Genomic DNA, 15,120 nt, shown 5'->3' on the forward strand with positions numbered 1-15,120 from the left:
TCCCACAATGATTGGGGCTGAAATCGGACTTGTGAATGCCACAAGACCTGTGGGTGCTGGCTTACCTGCGATGCAGGCGACTGGGTACATCAGGCCAACCGCGCTGATGCCATCGCGAGCAAGCCCGCTCCCACAGATAACAACCCACCTAAGCCCCCCATTTGTTCAAGGAGAACCCCATGCTTTTCCACGTAAAAATGACTGTAAACCTGCCACTGGACATGGACCCGACCAAGGCCGCGAAGCTCAAGGCGGACGAAAAGGAGCTGGCCCGGCGCCTGCAACAGGAAGGCAAATGGCGCCACCTGTGGCGCATCGCCGGGCACTACGCCAACTACAGCGTATTTGACCTGGCCAGTGTCGAGGAACTGCACGACACCCTGTTGCAATTGCCGCTCTTCCCCTACATGGATATCGAGATCGAAGGGCTGTGCCGTCACCCGTCTTCGATCCATAACGACGACCGCTAAACCTCTCAATCCCTGGATAAAAACAAGACAAGGTGAGCCCCATGACCGTGAAAATTTCCCACACTGCCGATATTCAGAGCTTCTTCGAAGAAGCCGCAGGCTTTCGCAGCGACAACGGCAGCCCGCGCCTGAAAAGCATCATCCTGCGCGTATTGCAGGACAGCGCAAAAATCATCGAAGACCTGGATATCACCGAGGACGAGTTCTGGAAGGCCGTGGACTATCTCAATCGCCTGGGCGGTCGTTCGGAAGCCGGGCTGCTGGTGGCGGGTCTGGGCATCGAGCATTTTATCGACCTGTTGCAGGACGCCAAGGACGCGCAGGCCGGTCTGCTCGGGGGCACCCCGCGTACCATCGAAGGCCCGTTGTATGTGGCCGGCGCCCCGGTGTTTGAAGGGCAAGCGCGCATGGACGATGGCAGCGAGGAGGGCGCCACTGTGATGCTTCTCGAAGGCCAGGTGCTGGACACTCAAGGCAAACCGTTGGCAGGGGCCACCGTTGATGTATGGCACGCCAACAGCAAAGGCACCTACTCGTTCTTCGACCAGAGCCAGTCCGATTACAACCTGCGCCGACGCATCATCACCGATGCCGAAGGCCGCTACCGTGCCCGCAGCATCGTGCCGTCGGGTTACGGCTGCGACCCGCAAGGGCCGACCCAGGAGTGCCTGGACCTGCTGGGGCGTCACGGCCAGCGTCCGGCTCATGTGCACTTCTTTATTTCGGCCCCAGGCCATCGTCACCTGACCACTCAGATCAACCTGTCGGGGGATAAATACCTGTGGGACGACTTTGCCTATGCCACCCGCGAAGGCCTGGTGGGCGAAGTGCAATTTCGCGACGACGCTGCCCGTGAGGTGACGGGGCGTTATGCCGAGCTGAAATTCGACTTCCAGCTGCAACAGGCCGTTGTCCCGGCAGCCGAACAACGCAGCCATCGTCCGCGGGCCTTGCAGGACAGCTGACCGCCCAGCAACAGCGGAGCAACAGCCTGACGTGAAAGCGGGCACTGCGCGGGCCGCTAAAGCCTGCGCAAGCGCCTGAACACGGGGGCAAAAGCAGCGGCATGGTCTGTGCAATGTTTCTGAAAAAACACTTCAGGAACCACAGCCATGCCTGCAACCCCCTCGAACAAACCGCGTTTTCGCCGCAGCCGCTTCTGGCAAGCCCTGACCCTGGCTGTCGTCAGTACCGGGCTGGCCACACTGGCCCATGCCGATGACAGCGATGTGCCTTCGCTGGCCGGTAAACGCATCGCCATCAGCATGACCGGCACCAGTCACTACTTCGATGTCAAAGCCTTTGAAGCGCAGGTGGCGGAGGTCAAACGCCTGGGCGGTACACCGATCACCCTGGATGCCGGGCGCAACGATAAAAACCTGGTCACGCAGTTGCAAACGGTGGTGACGCAAAAACCCGATGCGGTGATCCAGACCCTGGGCACCCTGAGCGTGATCGACCCATGGCTCAAACGCATCAGCAAGGCCGGTATCCCGCTGTTCACCATTGATGCACCGTCGCAATACAGCCTCAACAACACCACCTCGGACAATGTCGCCACAGGCAAAAACCTGGCGGCGCAACTGGTGGCCGACAGCGGCGGCAAGGGTAATATCCTGGTGTTCAACGGCTTCTACGGCGTACCGGTGTGCGCCATCCGTTATGACCAGCTCAAGCTGGCGCTCAAGGATCACCCGGAGCTGAAGATCATTGATCCCGAGCTTCGCGATGTCATCCCCAACACCGTGCAGGACGCCTACAGCCAGGTCAGTGCCTTGCTCAACAAATACCCCAAGGGCAGCGTGACGGCGATCTGGTCTGCCTGGGATATTCCGCAACTGGGGGCGAGCAAGGCGCTGGTGGACGCCGGGCGCACCGAGATCAAGACTTATGGGGTCGACGGCACCCCCGAAGTGCTGGAGTTGCTTAAACGCAGCGACTCACCGGTGGGCGCGGTGGTGGCCCAGCAACCGGCCCTGATCGGCAAAACCGCGGTGCAGAACGTCGCCCGTTATCTGGCCGGGCAGCACGACCTGCCCAAGGAAACCCAGGTGCCGACTCTGCTCACCACCGCTGCCAACCTTGAGCAGGTGCAAACGCTGCGGGGCGATCAGTGACGGTCCCGGCGCTGCATCTGCAAGGAATCGCCAAACGCTTCGGCCCCACTCAGGCACTGGATGGTGTGGATCTGCGAGTCGAACGTGGTTCGATCCACGGGCTAGTGGGGGAGAACGGTGCTGGCAAGTCGACCCTGATCAAGGTGCTGGCGGGTATTTACCACGCTGACAGCGGCACCCTGAGTGTGGATGGGCAGTCGTTTACTGATCTCAGCCCTCATCAGGTTGAAGCCCTGGGCGTGCACTTCATTCATCAGGAGCGCCTGCTGCCGCCCGGTTTTACCGTGGGCGAAGCGCTGTTTTTCGGCCATGAGCTGCGGCGCGGGCCGTTTATCCGCCGGCATGCCCAGGACCGTGAGGCGGCACGGCTGCTGCGCCAATACTTCGACCTGGAGTTCCCGCCGGGGGCTCTGGTGCGCGAGCTGGACAGTGCCCAGCGGCAGATCCTGCAAATCACCCGGGCCTTGCTGGCCAGGCCGAAAATCCTGGTGTTCGACGAACCCAGCGTGTCGCTGGTCAAGCGCGAAGTCGACCAGTTGCTCGCCATCATCCGTCGCCTGCGCGATCAGGGCCTGACGATTGTGTATATCTCCCACTACCTGCAGGAAATCGAAAGCCTGTGCGATCAGGTCACCGTCTTGCGCAATGGCCGCGCCGTGGCGGTGGTCGATCCGCGAACCACTTCGACTGCGCAGATTGCCCGCCTGATGGTCAATCGCGAGGTGGGTGAAATGTATCCTAAAACCCCGCTGTCAGCGGGTGAGGTGGTGCTCCAGGTCAAGGGTTTGAGCGCCGGGGTAGCCTATCGCGATATCAACTTGAGCCTGCGTCGCGGCGAGGTGCTGGGGCTGACCGGGCTGGTGGGTTCCGGGGCCAAGGAGCTGCTTAGAAGCTTGTTCGGTCTGTTGCAACCTGAGGCTGGCAGCGTGCATTTGCAGGGCCGCATCACGCGCCTCAAATCACCCCGCGATGCCGTGCGCAAAGGCATTGCACTGGTGCCCGAGGAGCGCCGCAGCCATGGGGTCGCACCGCAGCTGTCGGTGCTGGAAAACCTGACCCTGGCCGGGCTGGCGCGGTTTACCCGCTGGGGCCTGTTGAGCGCTGCGGCCGAGGCCCGGGAAAGCGACCGGCTGATCGCCGAACTGGGGATCAAGACCGCCGGGCGTGATGCCGCGGTCCAGCAACTGAGTGGCGGCAATCAACAAAAGGTCGCGCTGGGCAAATGGCTAGGGGGTGATTGCACGGTGTATCTGCTGGACGAACCCAGCGTGGGCATCGATATCGGCGCCAAGGTCGAGATCTATCGCCTGATCAGTCGTCTGGCGCAGGAGGGGGCTGCGGTGCTGGTGCTGTCTTCGGACCTGCCGGAGCTGATCGGCATCACCGACCGGATTGTGGTGATGCACCGGGGTGTCGTGGCCGGTGAATTCGATGCCCGGCAGGTCGACAGTGATCGCCTGCTGGCCTGCGCCACGGGCGCCCGGGAAATACTCGATCCATCCCTTGAATCCGAGCGGGAGCTTGACCATGCCTGCGTCTGAAGTCCTCGCCCAGCCGTTATCCCGACGCCTGGGCCTGTTGCTGTTGCGTCGCGGTTCGCTGCTGGCGTTTGTGGCAATTCTGGCGGTGTTCGCCGTGAGTGCGCCGAATTTCCTCAGCCCGGGCAATATTGCCAATGTGTTTGCCCAGTCGGCGATTCTCGGCATTCTCGCCTCTGGCCTGACCTGTGTGGTGATTGGCGGTGGCTCCAATGTGGTTTCCGGTGGCCTTGATCTGTCGCTGGCGGCCAATCTGGGCTTGTGCGCGGCGGTCTACAGCAGCCTGAACAACGCCGGGTTGCAAGCTGGGGAGGCGATCGGCCTGACCTTGCTGTGCGGGTTGGCAGTTGGCGCATTGAACGGTTTTACCGTGGTGGTGCTGCGTTTGCCGCCACTGCTGGCGACATTGGCGAGCATGAACCTGATCGCCGGTCTGGAACTGGTGCTGACCCACAACAGCGTATTGCCCACCGATTCGGCCCTGCTCGACACCCTGGCCAATGGCGAGTGGCTGCAGGTGCCCGTGCTGGCCTGGGTGCTGCTGGGGGTGGCGTTGCTGTTGGGCCTGCTGATTCAGCACAGCCCCTACGGGCTGCGGTTATACGCTGTCGGTGAGTACCCCGAGGCGGCACGGGCTGCCGGGCTGGGAGTGGGGCGGTATGTGTTTTCCAGTTACTTGATCGCCGGGTTGTGTGCGGCCACTGCGGCCTTTTGTTCGTCTGCGTATTTCAGCGGCAGCACCACGGGTTCCGGGGAACTGCTGCTGTCGGTGGTGGCCATCGCTTTTCTGGGGGTGGTGTTTTCCCGGCGGCTGGTGGCGAACATTCCCGGCACCCTGCTGGCGACGCTGTTGCTGGGCTTTTTGATTAACGGTTTCCAGCTGCTGAACATCGCCAGTTTCTGGGTCAACGGTGTGCAGGGGGTGCTGATCTTGTTGGTGGTGGCCATGTCCAGTGCCTTGCGCAAAGAGGAGGGTGGGTTATGACCACGCTTGCTGCAAAACCCGTTTCGCCGCTGTTTTTATCTCGTCTGCTGCGGGGGATTTTGCCGCTGCTGATTGTGCTGATCGTGGGCTTTTTCGCCGTGAACGCACCCGGCTTCTTGAGCCTTGGCAACTTGAGCAGCCTGTTGCTGAATAACTTTGTGTTGTTGGCGCTGGTTGCCATTGGCATGACCTGGGCGGTGGCGGCGGGAGGCATCGACCTGTCGGTGGGCACGGCGGTGGATTTTGCCGCCATGGCCTTTGTAGTACTGCTCAATGGCGGCCATGGCCTGGCCATTGCCATCCCCGGGGCTTTGCTGGCCGGGGTTGTAGTGGGTGGTTTCAATGCAGGATTGATCGCCGGGTTGGGTATCACGCCGTTTCTGGCCACCCTGGGCACCTTGTTTATCGGCACCAGCGTGCAGCAACTGCTCTCTGAAGGCGGGCAGCCGATCTACATCGCGCAGAATATGTTGCCGGGGCTTACTGCTATTGCCTGGCTGGGTGTGCCTTTACCCCTGTGGCTGGTGCTGGTCGTGGCGCTCGGCTATGGGGTGATACTGGCCCGTGGGCGACTGGGCCGCGAGATTCTGGCAGTCGGCACCCAGGTGCAACTGGCGCGGTATTCAGGCTTGTCGATCCGCTTGATCAGCCTCAAGGTATTTGTCGCCAGTGCCCTGGCCTGTGCCGTGGCCGGGATTGTGCTCAGCTCCACGGTTAACGCTTATGTGCCGATGTCGGGTAACGGGTTTTTGATCAATGCCATTGGCGCGGTGTTTATGGGCACTACCTTGAGCCGCAGCGGGCGCGCCAATATTCCTGGCACGCTGCTGGGGGTGCTGTTTATCAATGTGATTGCCAATGGCTTGCTGCTGATCGGCTGGAATTTCTATTGGCAGCAGGTAGCGACCGGGGCGCTGATTTTGCTGGTGCTGGCGTTCAGTTTTGCCAGTCGGCGACTTCAGGCACTGTAGTTTTAATATGGGAGCGGGCTTGCTCGCGATGGCATCGCCGCGGTTAGCCTGAAACACCGCGTCACCCCTATCGCGAGCAAGCCCGCTCCCACAGAGGTTGTGGTTTACCCGGTTTTCAGGTTGTTGCCAATCTGCCACAAATACAACGGCTCGGTCCCGTTCACCGTCCAGTCCCCGACAATCCGCGCCTTGTAAATCCACGGATTGTGGGACGCCGCGGTGCGCGCATTGCGCCAGTGGCGATCCAGCGCCTTGCTCACACTCACCCCGGAAGCCCCCAGGGCATTGAACAGATCGCTGGTCGCGCGCAGGATCAATTCCGACACCACCACCTGGGCCTTGGACGTGTCGATTTCAGCATCGATATTGGCCTGACGTTCGGCCTCGTCATCCCCGGCCTGACGTGCAATATAGGCCCGTTGCAGTGGCTCGGCTGCGCGCAGGGTGGTCGCTTCTGCGGCATACACCTGGGCCGATATCTGCCCGACTACTTGCAGGATTTGCGCATCACCACTGGCGGTGCTGGCATTGCCGTGGCTGTAGACCCGCTTGCGCTCACGCACCTCCTGCGCAATATCGCGCTCCACCGCACGGCCGATCCCTGCCAGTACCGCCAATAACACAAGCTGGTAAAACGCCGTCTGGTATTTGAAACGCGTCTCGAAGGGGATCACATGCTCGGCGCTCAGTGGGACGTTGACATACACCGACGTGCCGCTGCCGGTGGTGCGCTGGCCAAAGCCGTCCCAGTCATCGCTCTGGGTCACGCCGGGATGACGGGCATGCACCAGGGCAATCACCTCGGCGCCGTTGTCCGAACGTTGGGCATAGACATCGATCCAGTCCGCGAAGATGCTACCGGTACTGTAGTACTTGGCACCGTTGAGCAGATAGTTGTCGCCCTGGGGGCTGACTTTGGTCAGCACTTCCCCAAGCTTGACTGCGCCGACTTCGGTCCAGCCATTGCCCACCAATTCGCCCGCTACAAAGCGTGCAAACCAGGCCCCGCGTTCCGGGCTGGGCGGGGCATTGAGGCGGTCTTCGACAAAGGCAAAATGGCCGCGCAGGGACTGCGGGATATTCGAATCGGCCTCGGCCAGTTCAATCAGCAGCTGGAACAACTGGGTGATGGAAGCACCGGCACCGCCGTACTCCACTGGCACCCGCACCGCGCCAAAACCTGCCTGCTTGAGCCAGCGCACGGGTTCATAGGGCAGTTCGCGAGCCTGTTCACGGCCGATATTGCCGGCGGCGATCTTGCGAAACAGCGGGCGGAAGCGATTGGCCAGGGCTTCGTAGTCGGTGCCCACGGACAGAGGTGATGCGGTCATGGCAATTCTCCTGAAAAGAACAAAGGTCCTGTCGTGGGTGGTTGCATGGTTTGTGCCGTAGGCGACAAGTCCGCAAAGCCTGGAGTTCGGCCTGGTCAACTGACTGCTGGCCAACAGTTGCAAGACAAGCTGTATGCAAATCGCACAGCAAGCTCACGCACCTCTCCTGTGGGAGCGGGCTTGCCCGCGATGCAGGCACCACGATCTTTCAGCTAAACCGCGTCGCTGCTATCGCGAGCAAGCCCGCTCCCACAAGGGTTCTCGCAGAGGTGTGAAACCGGCACGGCCTGTGCAACAGCACGTTCAAATGCCTTGCCGTGGAGTAATTCGATGTCCCGTGAAATTCGTCTCAATGCCTTCGACATGAACTGTGTCGGCCATCAATCCCCGGGCCTGTGGGCTCACCCCCGTGATCGCTCGTGGCAGTACAAGGATCTTGAGTACTGGACCGACCTTGCCAAAATCCTTGAGCGTGGCAAGTTCGACGGGCTGTTTATCGCCGATGTGCTGGGCATCTATGACGTGTATCGCGGCAATGGCGATGCGGCGATCCGCCAGGGCGCGCAGGTGCCGGTCAATGACCCGTTGCAACTGATCCCGCCCATGGCGCTGGTCACCGAGCATCTGGGCTTTGGCCTGACTGCCTCATTGTCGTTCGAGCACCCGTATCCCTTTGCCCGGCGCTTGTCGACCCTCGACCATCTGACCAAGGGCCGTGCGGGCTGGAATATCGTCACCTCATATCTGGAAAGCGGCGCGAAGAATATCGGCCAGCAGGCCCTGACCGAGCACGATGCGCGCTATGACTATGCCCAGGAATACCTGGAGGTTTGCTACAAACTCTGGGAAGGCAGTTGGGAAGAGGGCGCCATCCTGCGCGACCGCGAGCGACGGGTGTTCAGTGACCCGAGCAAAATCCATGAGATTCGTCATCACGGCAAACACTTCCAGGTGCCGGGGATTCACCTTTGCGAACCTTCGCCACAGCGCACCCCGGTGCTCTATCAGGCGGGCGCATCGAGCCGTGGCAAGCAGTTTGCCGCCGAGCAGGCTGAGTGCGTGTTTGTCGCGGCGCCATCCAAGGAGCTGTTGAAAAAAACCGTGACCGATATCCGCCGCCGTGCTGCCGAAGCCGGACGTGATCCTTCGAAGATTCTGATTTTCAATCTGCAGACGGTGATCCTCGGCGAGACCGATGCACTGGCCAGGGCCAAGTTCGAGGAATACAAAGGCTATGTCAGCTACGAAGGCGCAATGGCCCTGATCAGCGGCTGGACCGGCATTGATTTCAGCCAGTTCAAACCTGACGAACCGCTCAAGCATGTGCATACCAATGCCATTCAATCGGCGGTCGAAACGTTTTCCACGGCGGACCCGAACACCATCTGGACTCCCAACGCACTCGCCGACTGGGTGGGTATTGGCGGTTTTGGCCCGCTGTTTGTCGGCAGCCCGGAAACCGTGGCCGACCTGCTTGAAGAGTGGGTGGCCGAGACTGATGTGGACGGTTTCAACCTGGCCTACGCGATCACCCACGAAACCTTTATCGATGCCGTAGAACTGCTGGTGCCGGAGCTGCAAAAGCGCGGTGTATACAAAAAGGAATATGCTCCAGGCACCCTGCGCGAAAAGCTGTTTGGTGACGGCCCGCGCCTGGCGGATGGGCATCCAGGGGCAAGCTATCGCAACCTTGGTGAACTCAACCGCAGCCGCGCAGCAGAGCCTGCTTGAAGACAGGGGCTGGACACAGGCAGGGTCGGTGACCGACCCTGCGTGCAGCGCTGAATAACTCCAGGAATGAGTGAATGACCTTAAGTGATGCGCCAACCGGACAGGCAACTCCTGCCATCCGCGAGGCCGATGTTCTGATTGTGGGCGGTGGCCTGAGCGGCGCCTTGTTGGCCATGCAACTGCTGCGTTTGCCGGGTGCCCGGCGCATCGTGGTGGTGGAGCCACGGCCTGAACTGGGCCGGGGCGAGGCCTACAGCGCCACCGAGCTGGGCCACACCCTTAACGGCAATGCGGCGCGCATGAGTGTCGAGCCGGATGATGCCGACGACCTGACCCGCTGGTTGCAAGCCCATATCGCAAGCGGCGGCTGGCCCGAGTCTGCAGTGCAGCAGGTGCCGGTTGCCGAGCTGTTCCCGCCACGCGGGCTGTTTGGTGTGTATGCCCGCCAGCGTCTGGCGCAAGCGCAGGCAATCGGCGAAGCGAACGGCTCAAGCCTGAGCCATGTGCGTGATGAAGTGATTGATCTGCAAACCCTTGAGCAGGGGGTTGTTGCCACGCTCAGGGACGGCAGCCAGTGGCACGCGGGTGCCGTGGTATTGGCCACAGGCATGTTCCCTGCGGCCCGTACGGCGCAGCGCCAGTCCAGCGGTTTGAATGCGGCGGCGCTGGACCCGTGGAATGTCGAGGCCATGCGCGCGTTGCCGGTGGATGCCCGGGTGCTGATCATCGGTTCGGGGCTGACCATGGTCGATGCCCTGGAGTCGCTGAACCAGGCAGGGCATCGCGGGCCGATCGAAGTGTTTTCCCGTCACGGCCTGTTGCCCCATGTGCGCCGTCAGCCACCGGCCTGGGACGATTTTCTGAGCCTGGCCCCGCACATTCGCAGCCCCTTGCAGTTACTGCGTGAACTGCGTCGTCAGTGTGCCCTGGCCCAGGCGCAGGGGATCGACTGGCAGGCACCGCTGGACACCGTGCGCGTGCATATCGCCCGGCTCTGGAGTCAGGCCAGTGATGTGCAGCGCCGTCAGTTTGTGCGGCATGTGCGGCCCTGGTGGGAAAGCCATCATCATCGTTCGCCGCCCCAGGGTGATGCTTTGCTGCAACGGCTGCTCGCAGAAGGGCGGCTGACAATCCGTGCGGCTTCGCTGCAAGGGGTGGATACCTCGGGGCCACGGATCAGGCTGCGCTACCGTGGGCAAACCGAGGCGGTGTGGGTTGGAGGCGCTGGCCTGATCAACTCCACCGGCATCGAGTATGACTGGCGCCGGGTGGACAAGGCCTTGCCGCGGCAATTGCTGCAACGCGGGCTGGTGTTGCCGGGGAATCTGGGGCTGGGGGTAGCGGCGGATGCGGGTGGCGCGGTGTTGAATGCGCAAGCCGAACCTGCCCAACGGTTGTTTGCCATGGGCCCGCCGTTGCGCGGTATGTGGTGGGAGAGCACGGCGGTGACTGATGTGGCCTTGCAGGCCAAGGCATTGGCTGGGCGCTTGGTGGCGCTGTAACCCTCACCCTAACCCTGCGGGGTTAGGGTAGCTTTGTCGGACATAGAATCGGACATCGACAATGGCCATATCTATCCCCTTTTGGCCTGCCTCCCTCTGTGATCGTGCCCGGCTCTCGGCAAGAATCAAACCCGTCACTCAATAACAACAAACCTTTTCGTCCTTGCCCTTGGCCAGTTACTGGCCGCTGCCGTGTACAGAACATAACAACTATCGATCTCACGCCGAACCCGGGGAACTGATCCATGGACACGATGAAACGCTTACTGGGCGCCACTGTTTGCGGGCTGACGCTGCTGGCCAGCGCTGTACAGGCCGAACAGCGCGAACTGCGGGTCTACAACTGGGCCGACTATATCCTGCCGTCGGTGCCCAAGGATTTCGCCAAACAGACCGGCATCAAAGTCACCTGGGATTCCTTCGACACCAACGAAGCCCTGGAAGCCAAGCTGCTGACCGGCAACTCCGGCTATGACCTGGTGGTGCCGTCCAACCAGTTCCTCGATACCCAGATCAAGGCCGGTGTGTTCCAGAAACTGGACAAGTCCAAGCTGCCCAACTGGCAGCACCAGGACCCGGCCCTGCTCAAGTTGCTCGATACCAATGACCCCGGCAACCAGTACGCCGTACCCTATATGTACGGTACCGTGCTGATCGGTTTCAACCCGGCCAAGGTCAAGGCTGCACTGGGCGAGAATGCGCCGGTGGACAGTTGGGACCTGGTGTTCAAGCCCGAGAACATGGCCAAGCTGAAATCCTGCGGCGTGGCGATGCTCGATTCACCTTCGGAAATCCTGCCGTTGGCCCTGCACTATCTGGGCCTGGACCCCAACAGCCAGAATCCCGCCGATTATGAAAAAGCCAAGGCGTTGATGCTCAAGATCCGCCCCTATGTGACTTACTTCAACTCGGCCAAGTACATGACCGACATTGCCAACGGTGATATTTGCGTGGCCATCGGTTACTCGGGCAGCTTCTACCAGTTCGGCAATCGGGCCAAGGAATCGGGTAACGGCGTGGTGGTGGACTGGCGCTTGCCGAAAGAAGGCGCGCCGATCTGGTTTGACACCTTCGCCATCCCCAAAAGTGCGAAAAATGTCGAGCAAGCCCACGAATTCCTCAACAACCTGCTGGAGCCAAAAGTGATTGCCGGGATCAGTGACTTCCTCGGTTACCCCAACGCCAACAAGGACTCGCTTGCGCTGATCAACAAGGACATTACCGGCAACCCCAACCTGACCCCGACCAGTGAAGCGCTCAAGTCCCTGTATGTGGTGCAGCCGCTGCCGCAGAAGATGGAACGGGTGCGCACACGGGTCTGGACCAGCATCAAGTCGGACAAGTAACCCCTCGGGGGTAGTGCATGGGGGTTATCGTCAAGTGCCGGCCAGGTTTCTACACTGGCCTCACTTAAACCAACGACGAGAACAGCACCATGCGTATCCGTGAGCTTGGCATCACCATCGGTTCGGGCACTCCGGGCGTTTACAACGCCATCACCGACGTGCCCGGTGTGCGAGTAGGGCATCACACACTGAATATTGAAACCGGTGACGTTTCCATCCATAGCGGCGTGACCGTGATTGAACCGCGGGCCGGTGCCACCCATCTGCAACCGTGCTTTGCCGGGGTGCATGTGCTCAATGGCAACGGCGATGCCACGGGGCTGGAGTGGATCCGCGAGGCGGGTTTGCTGACTTCGCCGATTGCCTATACCAACACCCACAGCGTCGGCGTGGTGCGTGATGCACTGGTGGCGGCCGAGCGCGAGCTGGGCAAGCAGCACACCTATTGGTGCATGCCCGTGGTGCTGGAAACCTACGACGGTACGCTGAACGATATCTGGGGCCAGCACGTGACGGCCGAGCATGTGCAGCTGGCACTGCAGGATGCCAGGTCCGGCCCGGTAGCCGAAGGTAATGTGGGTGGCGGTACGGGGATGATCTGCCATGAGTTCAAGGGCGGTATTGGCACCTCATCGCGGGTTTTGAGCCCGGAGCAGGGCGGCTGGACTGTAGGCGCGCTGGTGCAGGCCAACTACGGCGTGCGCGAAGCCTTGCGAGTGGGCGGTTATCCGGTGGGTACGGTGCTGGATGATCTGCCGTCACCGTTTAAAAGCACAAAGAATGTCGGCGTGCCGGGCATGGGGTCGATCGTGATTACCCTTGCTACCGATGCGCCCTTGTTGCCCCATCAATGCACCCGTCTGGCACAGCGGGCCAGTGTCGGGCTGGCGCGGGTTGGTGGCGGTACTGAGGATTCCAGCGGCGATATTTTCATTGCTTTTGCGGTGGGCAACAGCAACCTGCCAGCGGCCAACTTCGGCCATCCGGGTGAGCCGACCACGGCATTGAACATGGTCAATAACGATTACATCTCGGCGTTGTTTGTGGCCGCGGCGGATGCAGTGGAAGAGGCCATTCTCAACGCCATGCTCGGCGCTGATGACCTCACTGGCTGTGGCAACACCGTGCTGGCGCTCAAGCCCGAGCGGTTGCTGATGGCGTTGCAGCAGGTGGGGTGGAAAGCAGCTTAATCCCGTAGTCGCTGCCGAGGCACGAAGGCTGCGAGCTTTATGGCGAGGTATCACAGAAACATCGCCAATCGCAGCCATCGTGCCTCGGCAGCGACTACAGGAACAGACCCAACGCCTGTCAGAGCTTTGGCAACTGCCCGACCCGGGCCATCATCTCGGTGATGATCTGCAGGTCCAGCATAAATTGCTCCACGGTCTTGAACTCGTTGTCGGTATGCCCGGTGTATTTCACATCAGGCATGGCCAAACCGAATTGCACGCCGTTGGGCAGTTCATGCACCGAGGTCGCACCGGCCGAAGTGCCGAACTTGTGCTCCATACCCAGGTTCTCGCTGGCCACCGCCAGCAGGGCCTTGACCCACTCACCCTCGGGGTTGCGGTACATCGGCTCGGCAATTGAGTACTCGAAACTCACCGGTACCTGCTTGCTCTTGCTCCAGGCTGCCAGCTTCTCGGCAATCTGCGCTTTCAGTGCTTCAGGCGACTTGCCCTTGGGCACGCGCAGATTGACCGCCAGTTTGAGTGCCTTGTCATCCAGGCCGACAAAGGTCAGTGAGGTGGTCAGCGGCCCCATAAAGTCATCGGCAAAACCTATTCCCAGTTTGCCACCCTCGTAGTCCAGGCCCCAGTTGTCGGCCGCATAGTGCGCAGCGTCAGTAATGTGGTTGTGCTTGAGGGCGATCGGACCGTCGACGCTGCTGATAAAGTCGAGCATCCGCGCCACAGGGTTGACACCGGATTCCGGCTCGGAAGAGTGGGCGGAAACCCCGGTAACGGTCAGCACTACATCCTTGCCTACCACCTTGGCGTTTACTTCAAAGTTGCCGCCATTGCGTTTGGCATACTCAGCACCGGCCTTGTTCAGGCTGGCAGCCAGTTCCGCCGGTTTGTCGGTGATCAGGGTGGCGACCGAAGTGGACGGGATCTGGTTGGTGGCCATGCCGCCGGTCAGCGAGATGATTTCCGCGCCCTGGCCTTCACCCTGGCGCCGGGCAAAGCTGGCCATAACGGTGCCGTAGCCTTTCTCGGCAATCACCACCGGGTAGCCGCCATCCAGCGCCAGGTTGTAGTTGGGTACCGGGTTGTGTTCGAAGTAGTAAGGGATGGCATCACCGGAGGTTTCCTCGGTGGTGTCAATCAGCAGCTTGAAATTGCGTGCCAGTGGCAGTTGCTCTTCCTTGATCACTTTCATGGCGTACATCGCTACCACGATGCCGTTTTTGTCATCCTCGGTGCCACGCCCATACATGCGGTCGCCGATCAGGGTGACCTTGAACGGATCGAGTTTGGTGCCGTCCTTGAGCACCCAGTTTTCCGGGGTCACAGGCACTACGTCAGCGTGGGCGTGGATGCCCACCACTTCATCGCCTGCGCCTTCGAGGGAGACTTCATAGACGCGGTTGTCGATATTGCGGAAGTTCAGGTTGAAGGCCTTGGCCAGGTCCTTGATCTTTTCGGCAATCTTGAGAAATTGCGGGTTCTCGTACTGCGGCACGTCGTCCAGGTTGACGGTGGGGATGGCTACCAGTTCACGCAGGGTTTCGGTGGCGGCCTTGCCGTATTTGAGGCGGGTGTAGAGCCCCAGCAAACGATAGATTTCGTTCTGCTGGTCCGCAGTCATGGCCTTGTGGTCGAGAAAGGCCCTGATGGTCGGGCCCAGGTTATCGTTTTTCGCCAGCTCACTCTTGCCCAAAGCACCGAGAAACTGACGGAAGTCAGTGACTTGGGTGTCGCTGAAGGTCTTGAGGATAACGGCGCTCTGTTGCGGGGTAATAGTGGCGTGGGCTGCGCTGCTGAACGCGGTAATACTGGCCAGTATCATGGTTGCGGCGGCCAGTTTTTTCAGTGAAAAATCCATTGCGGGGGCATTCCTTTGCAGGCAGTTGGTTTGAAATATCGAATAAATGAAACAAGACATTTCAAACTTACACTGCGAGCC

12 protein-coding genes are annotated in these 15,120 nt (G+C 60.8%); 10 read left to right on the forward strand and 2 right to left on the reverse strand.

Annotation, left to right across the window (positions count from 1 at the left end):
* Nucleotides 1-179: 179 nt before the first annotated feature.
* From catC to ACZRMH_RS21125, 6 genes are all read left to right on the forward strand, one after another.
* Nucleotides 180-470 carry a muconolactone Delta-isomerase gene (gene catC, locus ACZRMH_RS21100; protein WP_464015111.1) on the forward strand — a complete coding sequence of 97 codons (291 nt, stop codon included), beginning with the start codon at nucleotides 180-182 and terminating at the stop codon, nucleotides 468-470.
* A gap of 41 nt (nucleotides 471-511) precedes the next feature.
* Nucleotides 512-1,435 (forward strand): catechol 1,2-dioxygenase, encoded by a 924-nt coding sequence (gene catA, locus ACZRMH_RS21105; protein WP_464015112.1) that lies wholly within the window; start codon nucleotides 512-514, stop codon nucleotides 1,433-1,435.
* 147 nt (nucleotides 1,436-1,582) lie between these two features.
* Nucleotides 1,583-2,587 carry a sugar ABC transporter substrate-binding protein gene (locus ACZRMH_RS21110; RefSeq protein WP_464015113.1) on the forward strand — a complete coding sequence of 335 codons (1,005 nt, stop codon included), beginning with the start codon at nucleotides 1,583-1,585 and terminating at the stop codon, nucleotides 2,585-2,587.
* Complete coding sequence (locus ACZRMH_RS21115; RefSeq protein WP_464015114.1) at nucleotides 2,584-4,128, forward strand: sugar ABC transporter ATP-binding protein; 1,545 nt, start codon at nucleotides 2,584-2,586, stop codon at nucleotides 4,126-4,128. The genes ACZRMH_RS21110 and ACZRMH_RS21115 overlap by 4 nt, the downstream gene beginning before the upstream one ends.
* Nucleotides 4,115-5,110, forward strand: coding sequence for an ABC transporter permease (locus tag ACZRMH_RS21120; protein ID WP_464015115.1), 996 nt, complete (start codon nucleotides 4,115-4,117; stop codon nucleotides 5,108-5,110). The genes ACZRMH_RS21115 and ACZRMH_RS21120 overlap by 14 nt, the downstream gene beginning before the upstream one ends.
* Nucleotides 5,107-6,081 carry an ABC transporter permease gene (locus tag ACZRMH_RS21125; RefSeq protein WP_464015116.1) on the forward strand — a complete coding sequence of 325 codons (975 nt, stop codon included), beginning with the start codon at nucleotides 5,107-5,109 and terminating at the stop codon, nucleotides 6,079-6,081. Before ACZRMH_RS21120 ends, ACZRMH_RS21125 begins: the two co-directional genes overlap by 4 nt.
* A 104-nt stretch (nucleotides 6,082-6,185) precedes the next feature.
* Here ACZRMH_RS21125 and ACZRMH_RS21130 read toward each other — a convergent pair whose 3' ends face one another.
* Nucleotides 6,186-7,412 (reverse strand): acyl-CoA dehydrogenase family protein, encoded by a 1,227-nt coding sequence (locus tag ACZRMH_RS21130; RefSeq protein WP_464015117.1) that lies wholly within the window; start codon nucleotides 7,410-7,412, stop codon nucleotides 6,186-6,188.
* Nucleotides 7,413-7,742: 330 nt separating this feature from the next.
* On the opposite strand from ACZRMH_RS21130, the gene ACZRMH_RS21135 reads away from it, so the two are divergent.
* From ACZRMH_RS21135 to ACZRMH_RS21150, 4 genes are all read left to right on the forward strand, one after another.
* A complete protein-coding gene (locus tag ACZRMH_RS21135; protein ID WP_464015118.1) occupies nucleotides 7,743-9,143 on the forward strand; it encodes an LLM class flavin-dependent oxidoreductase in 1,401 nt (466 codons plus the stop codon).
* Between the two features lie 74 nt (nucleotides 9,144-9,217).
* Nucleotides 9,218-10,645: an FAD/NAD(P)-binding protein gene (locus ACZRMH_RS21140; RefSeq protein ID WP_464015119.1), complete on the forward strand. Its 1,428-nt coding sequence runs from the start codon at nucleotides 9,218-9,220 to the stop codon at nucleotides 10,643-10,645.
* Between the two features lie 245 nt (nucleotides 10,646-10,890).
* Complete coding sequence (locus ACZRMH_RS21145; RefSeq protein ID WP_464015120.1) at nucleotides 10,891-11,991, forward strand: polyamine ABC transporter substrate-binding protein; 1,101 nt, start codon at nucleotides 10,891-10,893, stop codon at nucleotides 11,989-11,991.
* An 89-nt stretch (nucleotides 11,992-12,080) separates the two neighbouring features.
* Nucleotides 12,081-13,181 (forward strand): DmpA family aminopeptidase, encoded by a 1,101-nt coding sequence (locus ACZRMH_RS21150; protein ID WP_464015121.1) that lies wholly within the window; start codon nucleotides 12,081-12,083, stop codon nucleotides 13,179-13,181.
* Nucleotides 13,182-13,299: 118 nt separating this feature from the next.
* Here ACZRMH_RS21150 and ACZRMH_RS21155 read toward each other — a convergent pair whose 3' ends face one another.
* A complete protein-coding gene (locus tag ACZRMH_RS21155) occupies nucleotides 13,300-15,039 on the reverse strand; it encodes a dipeptidase (protein WP_464015122.1) in 1,740 nt (579 codons plus the stop codon).
* Nucleotides 15,040-15,120 lie beyond the last annotated feature (81 nt).

Source organism: Pseudomonas sp. B414, from assembly GCF_055408445.1.

Bases quoted from the DNA above. Each gene is read 5' to 3' on its own strand.
- ACZRMH_RS21135 (WP_464015118.1), top strand. From the start codon at position 7,743: ATGTCCCGTGAAATTCGTCTCAATGCCTTCGACATGAACTGTGTCGGC.
- ACZRMH_RS21110 (WP_464015113.1), top strand. From the start codon at position 1,583: ATGCCTGCAACCCCCTCGAACAAACCGCGTTTTCGCCGCAGCCGCTTC.
- ACZRMH_RS21150 (WP_464015121.1), top strand. From the start codon at position 12,081: ATGCGTATCCGTGAGCTTGGCATCACCATCGGTTCGGGCACTCCGGGC.
- catC (WP_464015111.1), top strand. From the start codon at position 180: ATGCTTTTCCACGTAAAAATGACTGTAAACCTGCCACTGGACATGGAC.
- ACZRMH_RS21120 (WP_464015115.1), top strand. From the start codon at position 4,115: ATGCCTGCGTCTGAAGTCCTCGCCCAGCCGTTATCCCGACGCCTGGGC.
- ACZRMH_RS21155 (WP_464015122.1), bottom strand. From the start codon at position 15,039: ATGGATTTTTCACTGAAAAAACTGGCCGCCGCAACCATGATACTGGCC.
- ACZRMH_RS21130 (WP_464015117.1), bottom strand. From the start codon at position 7,412: ATGACCGCATCACCTCTGTCCGTGGGCACCGACTACGAAGCCCTGGCC.
- ACZRMH_RS21125 (WP_464015116.1), top strand. From the start codon at position 5,107: ATGACCACGCTTGCTGCAAAACCCGTTTCGCCGCTGTTTTTATCTCGT.
- ACZRMH_RS21140 (WP_464015119.1), top strand. From the start codon at position 9,218: ATGACCTTAAGTGATGCGCCAACCGGACAGGCAACTCCTGCCATCCGC.
- catA (WP_464015112.1), top strand. From the start codon at position 512: ATGACCGTGAAAATTTCCCACACTGCCGATATTCAGAGCTTCTTCGAA.
- ACZRMH_RS21145 (WP_464015120.1), top strand. From the start codon at position 10,891: ATGGACACGATGAAACGCTTACTGGGCGCCACTGTTTGCGGGCTGACG.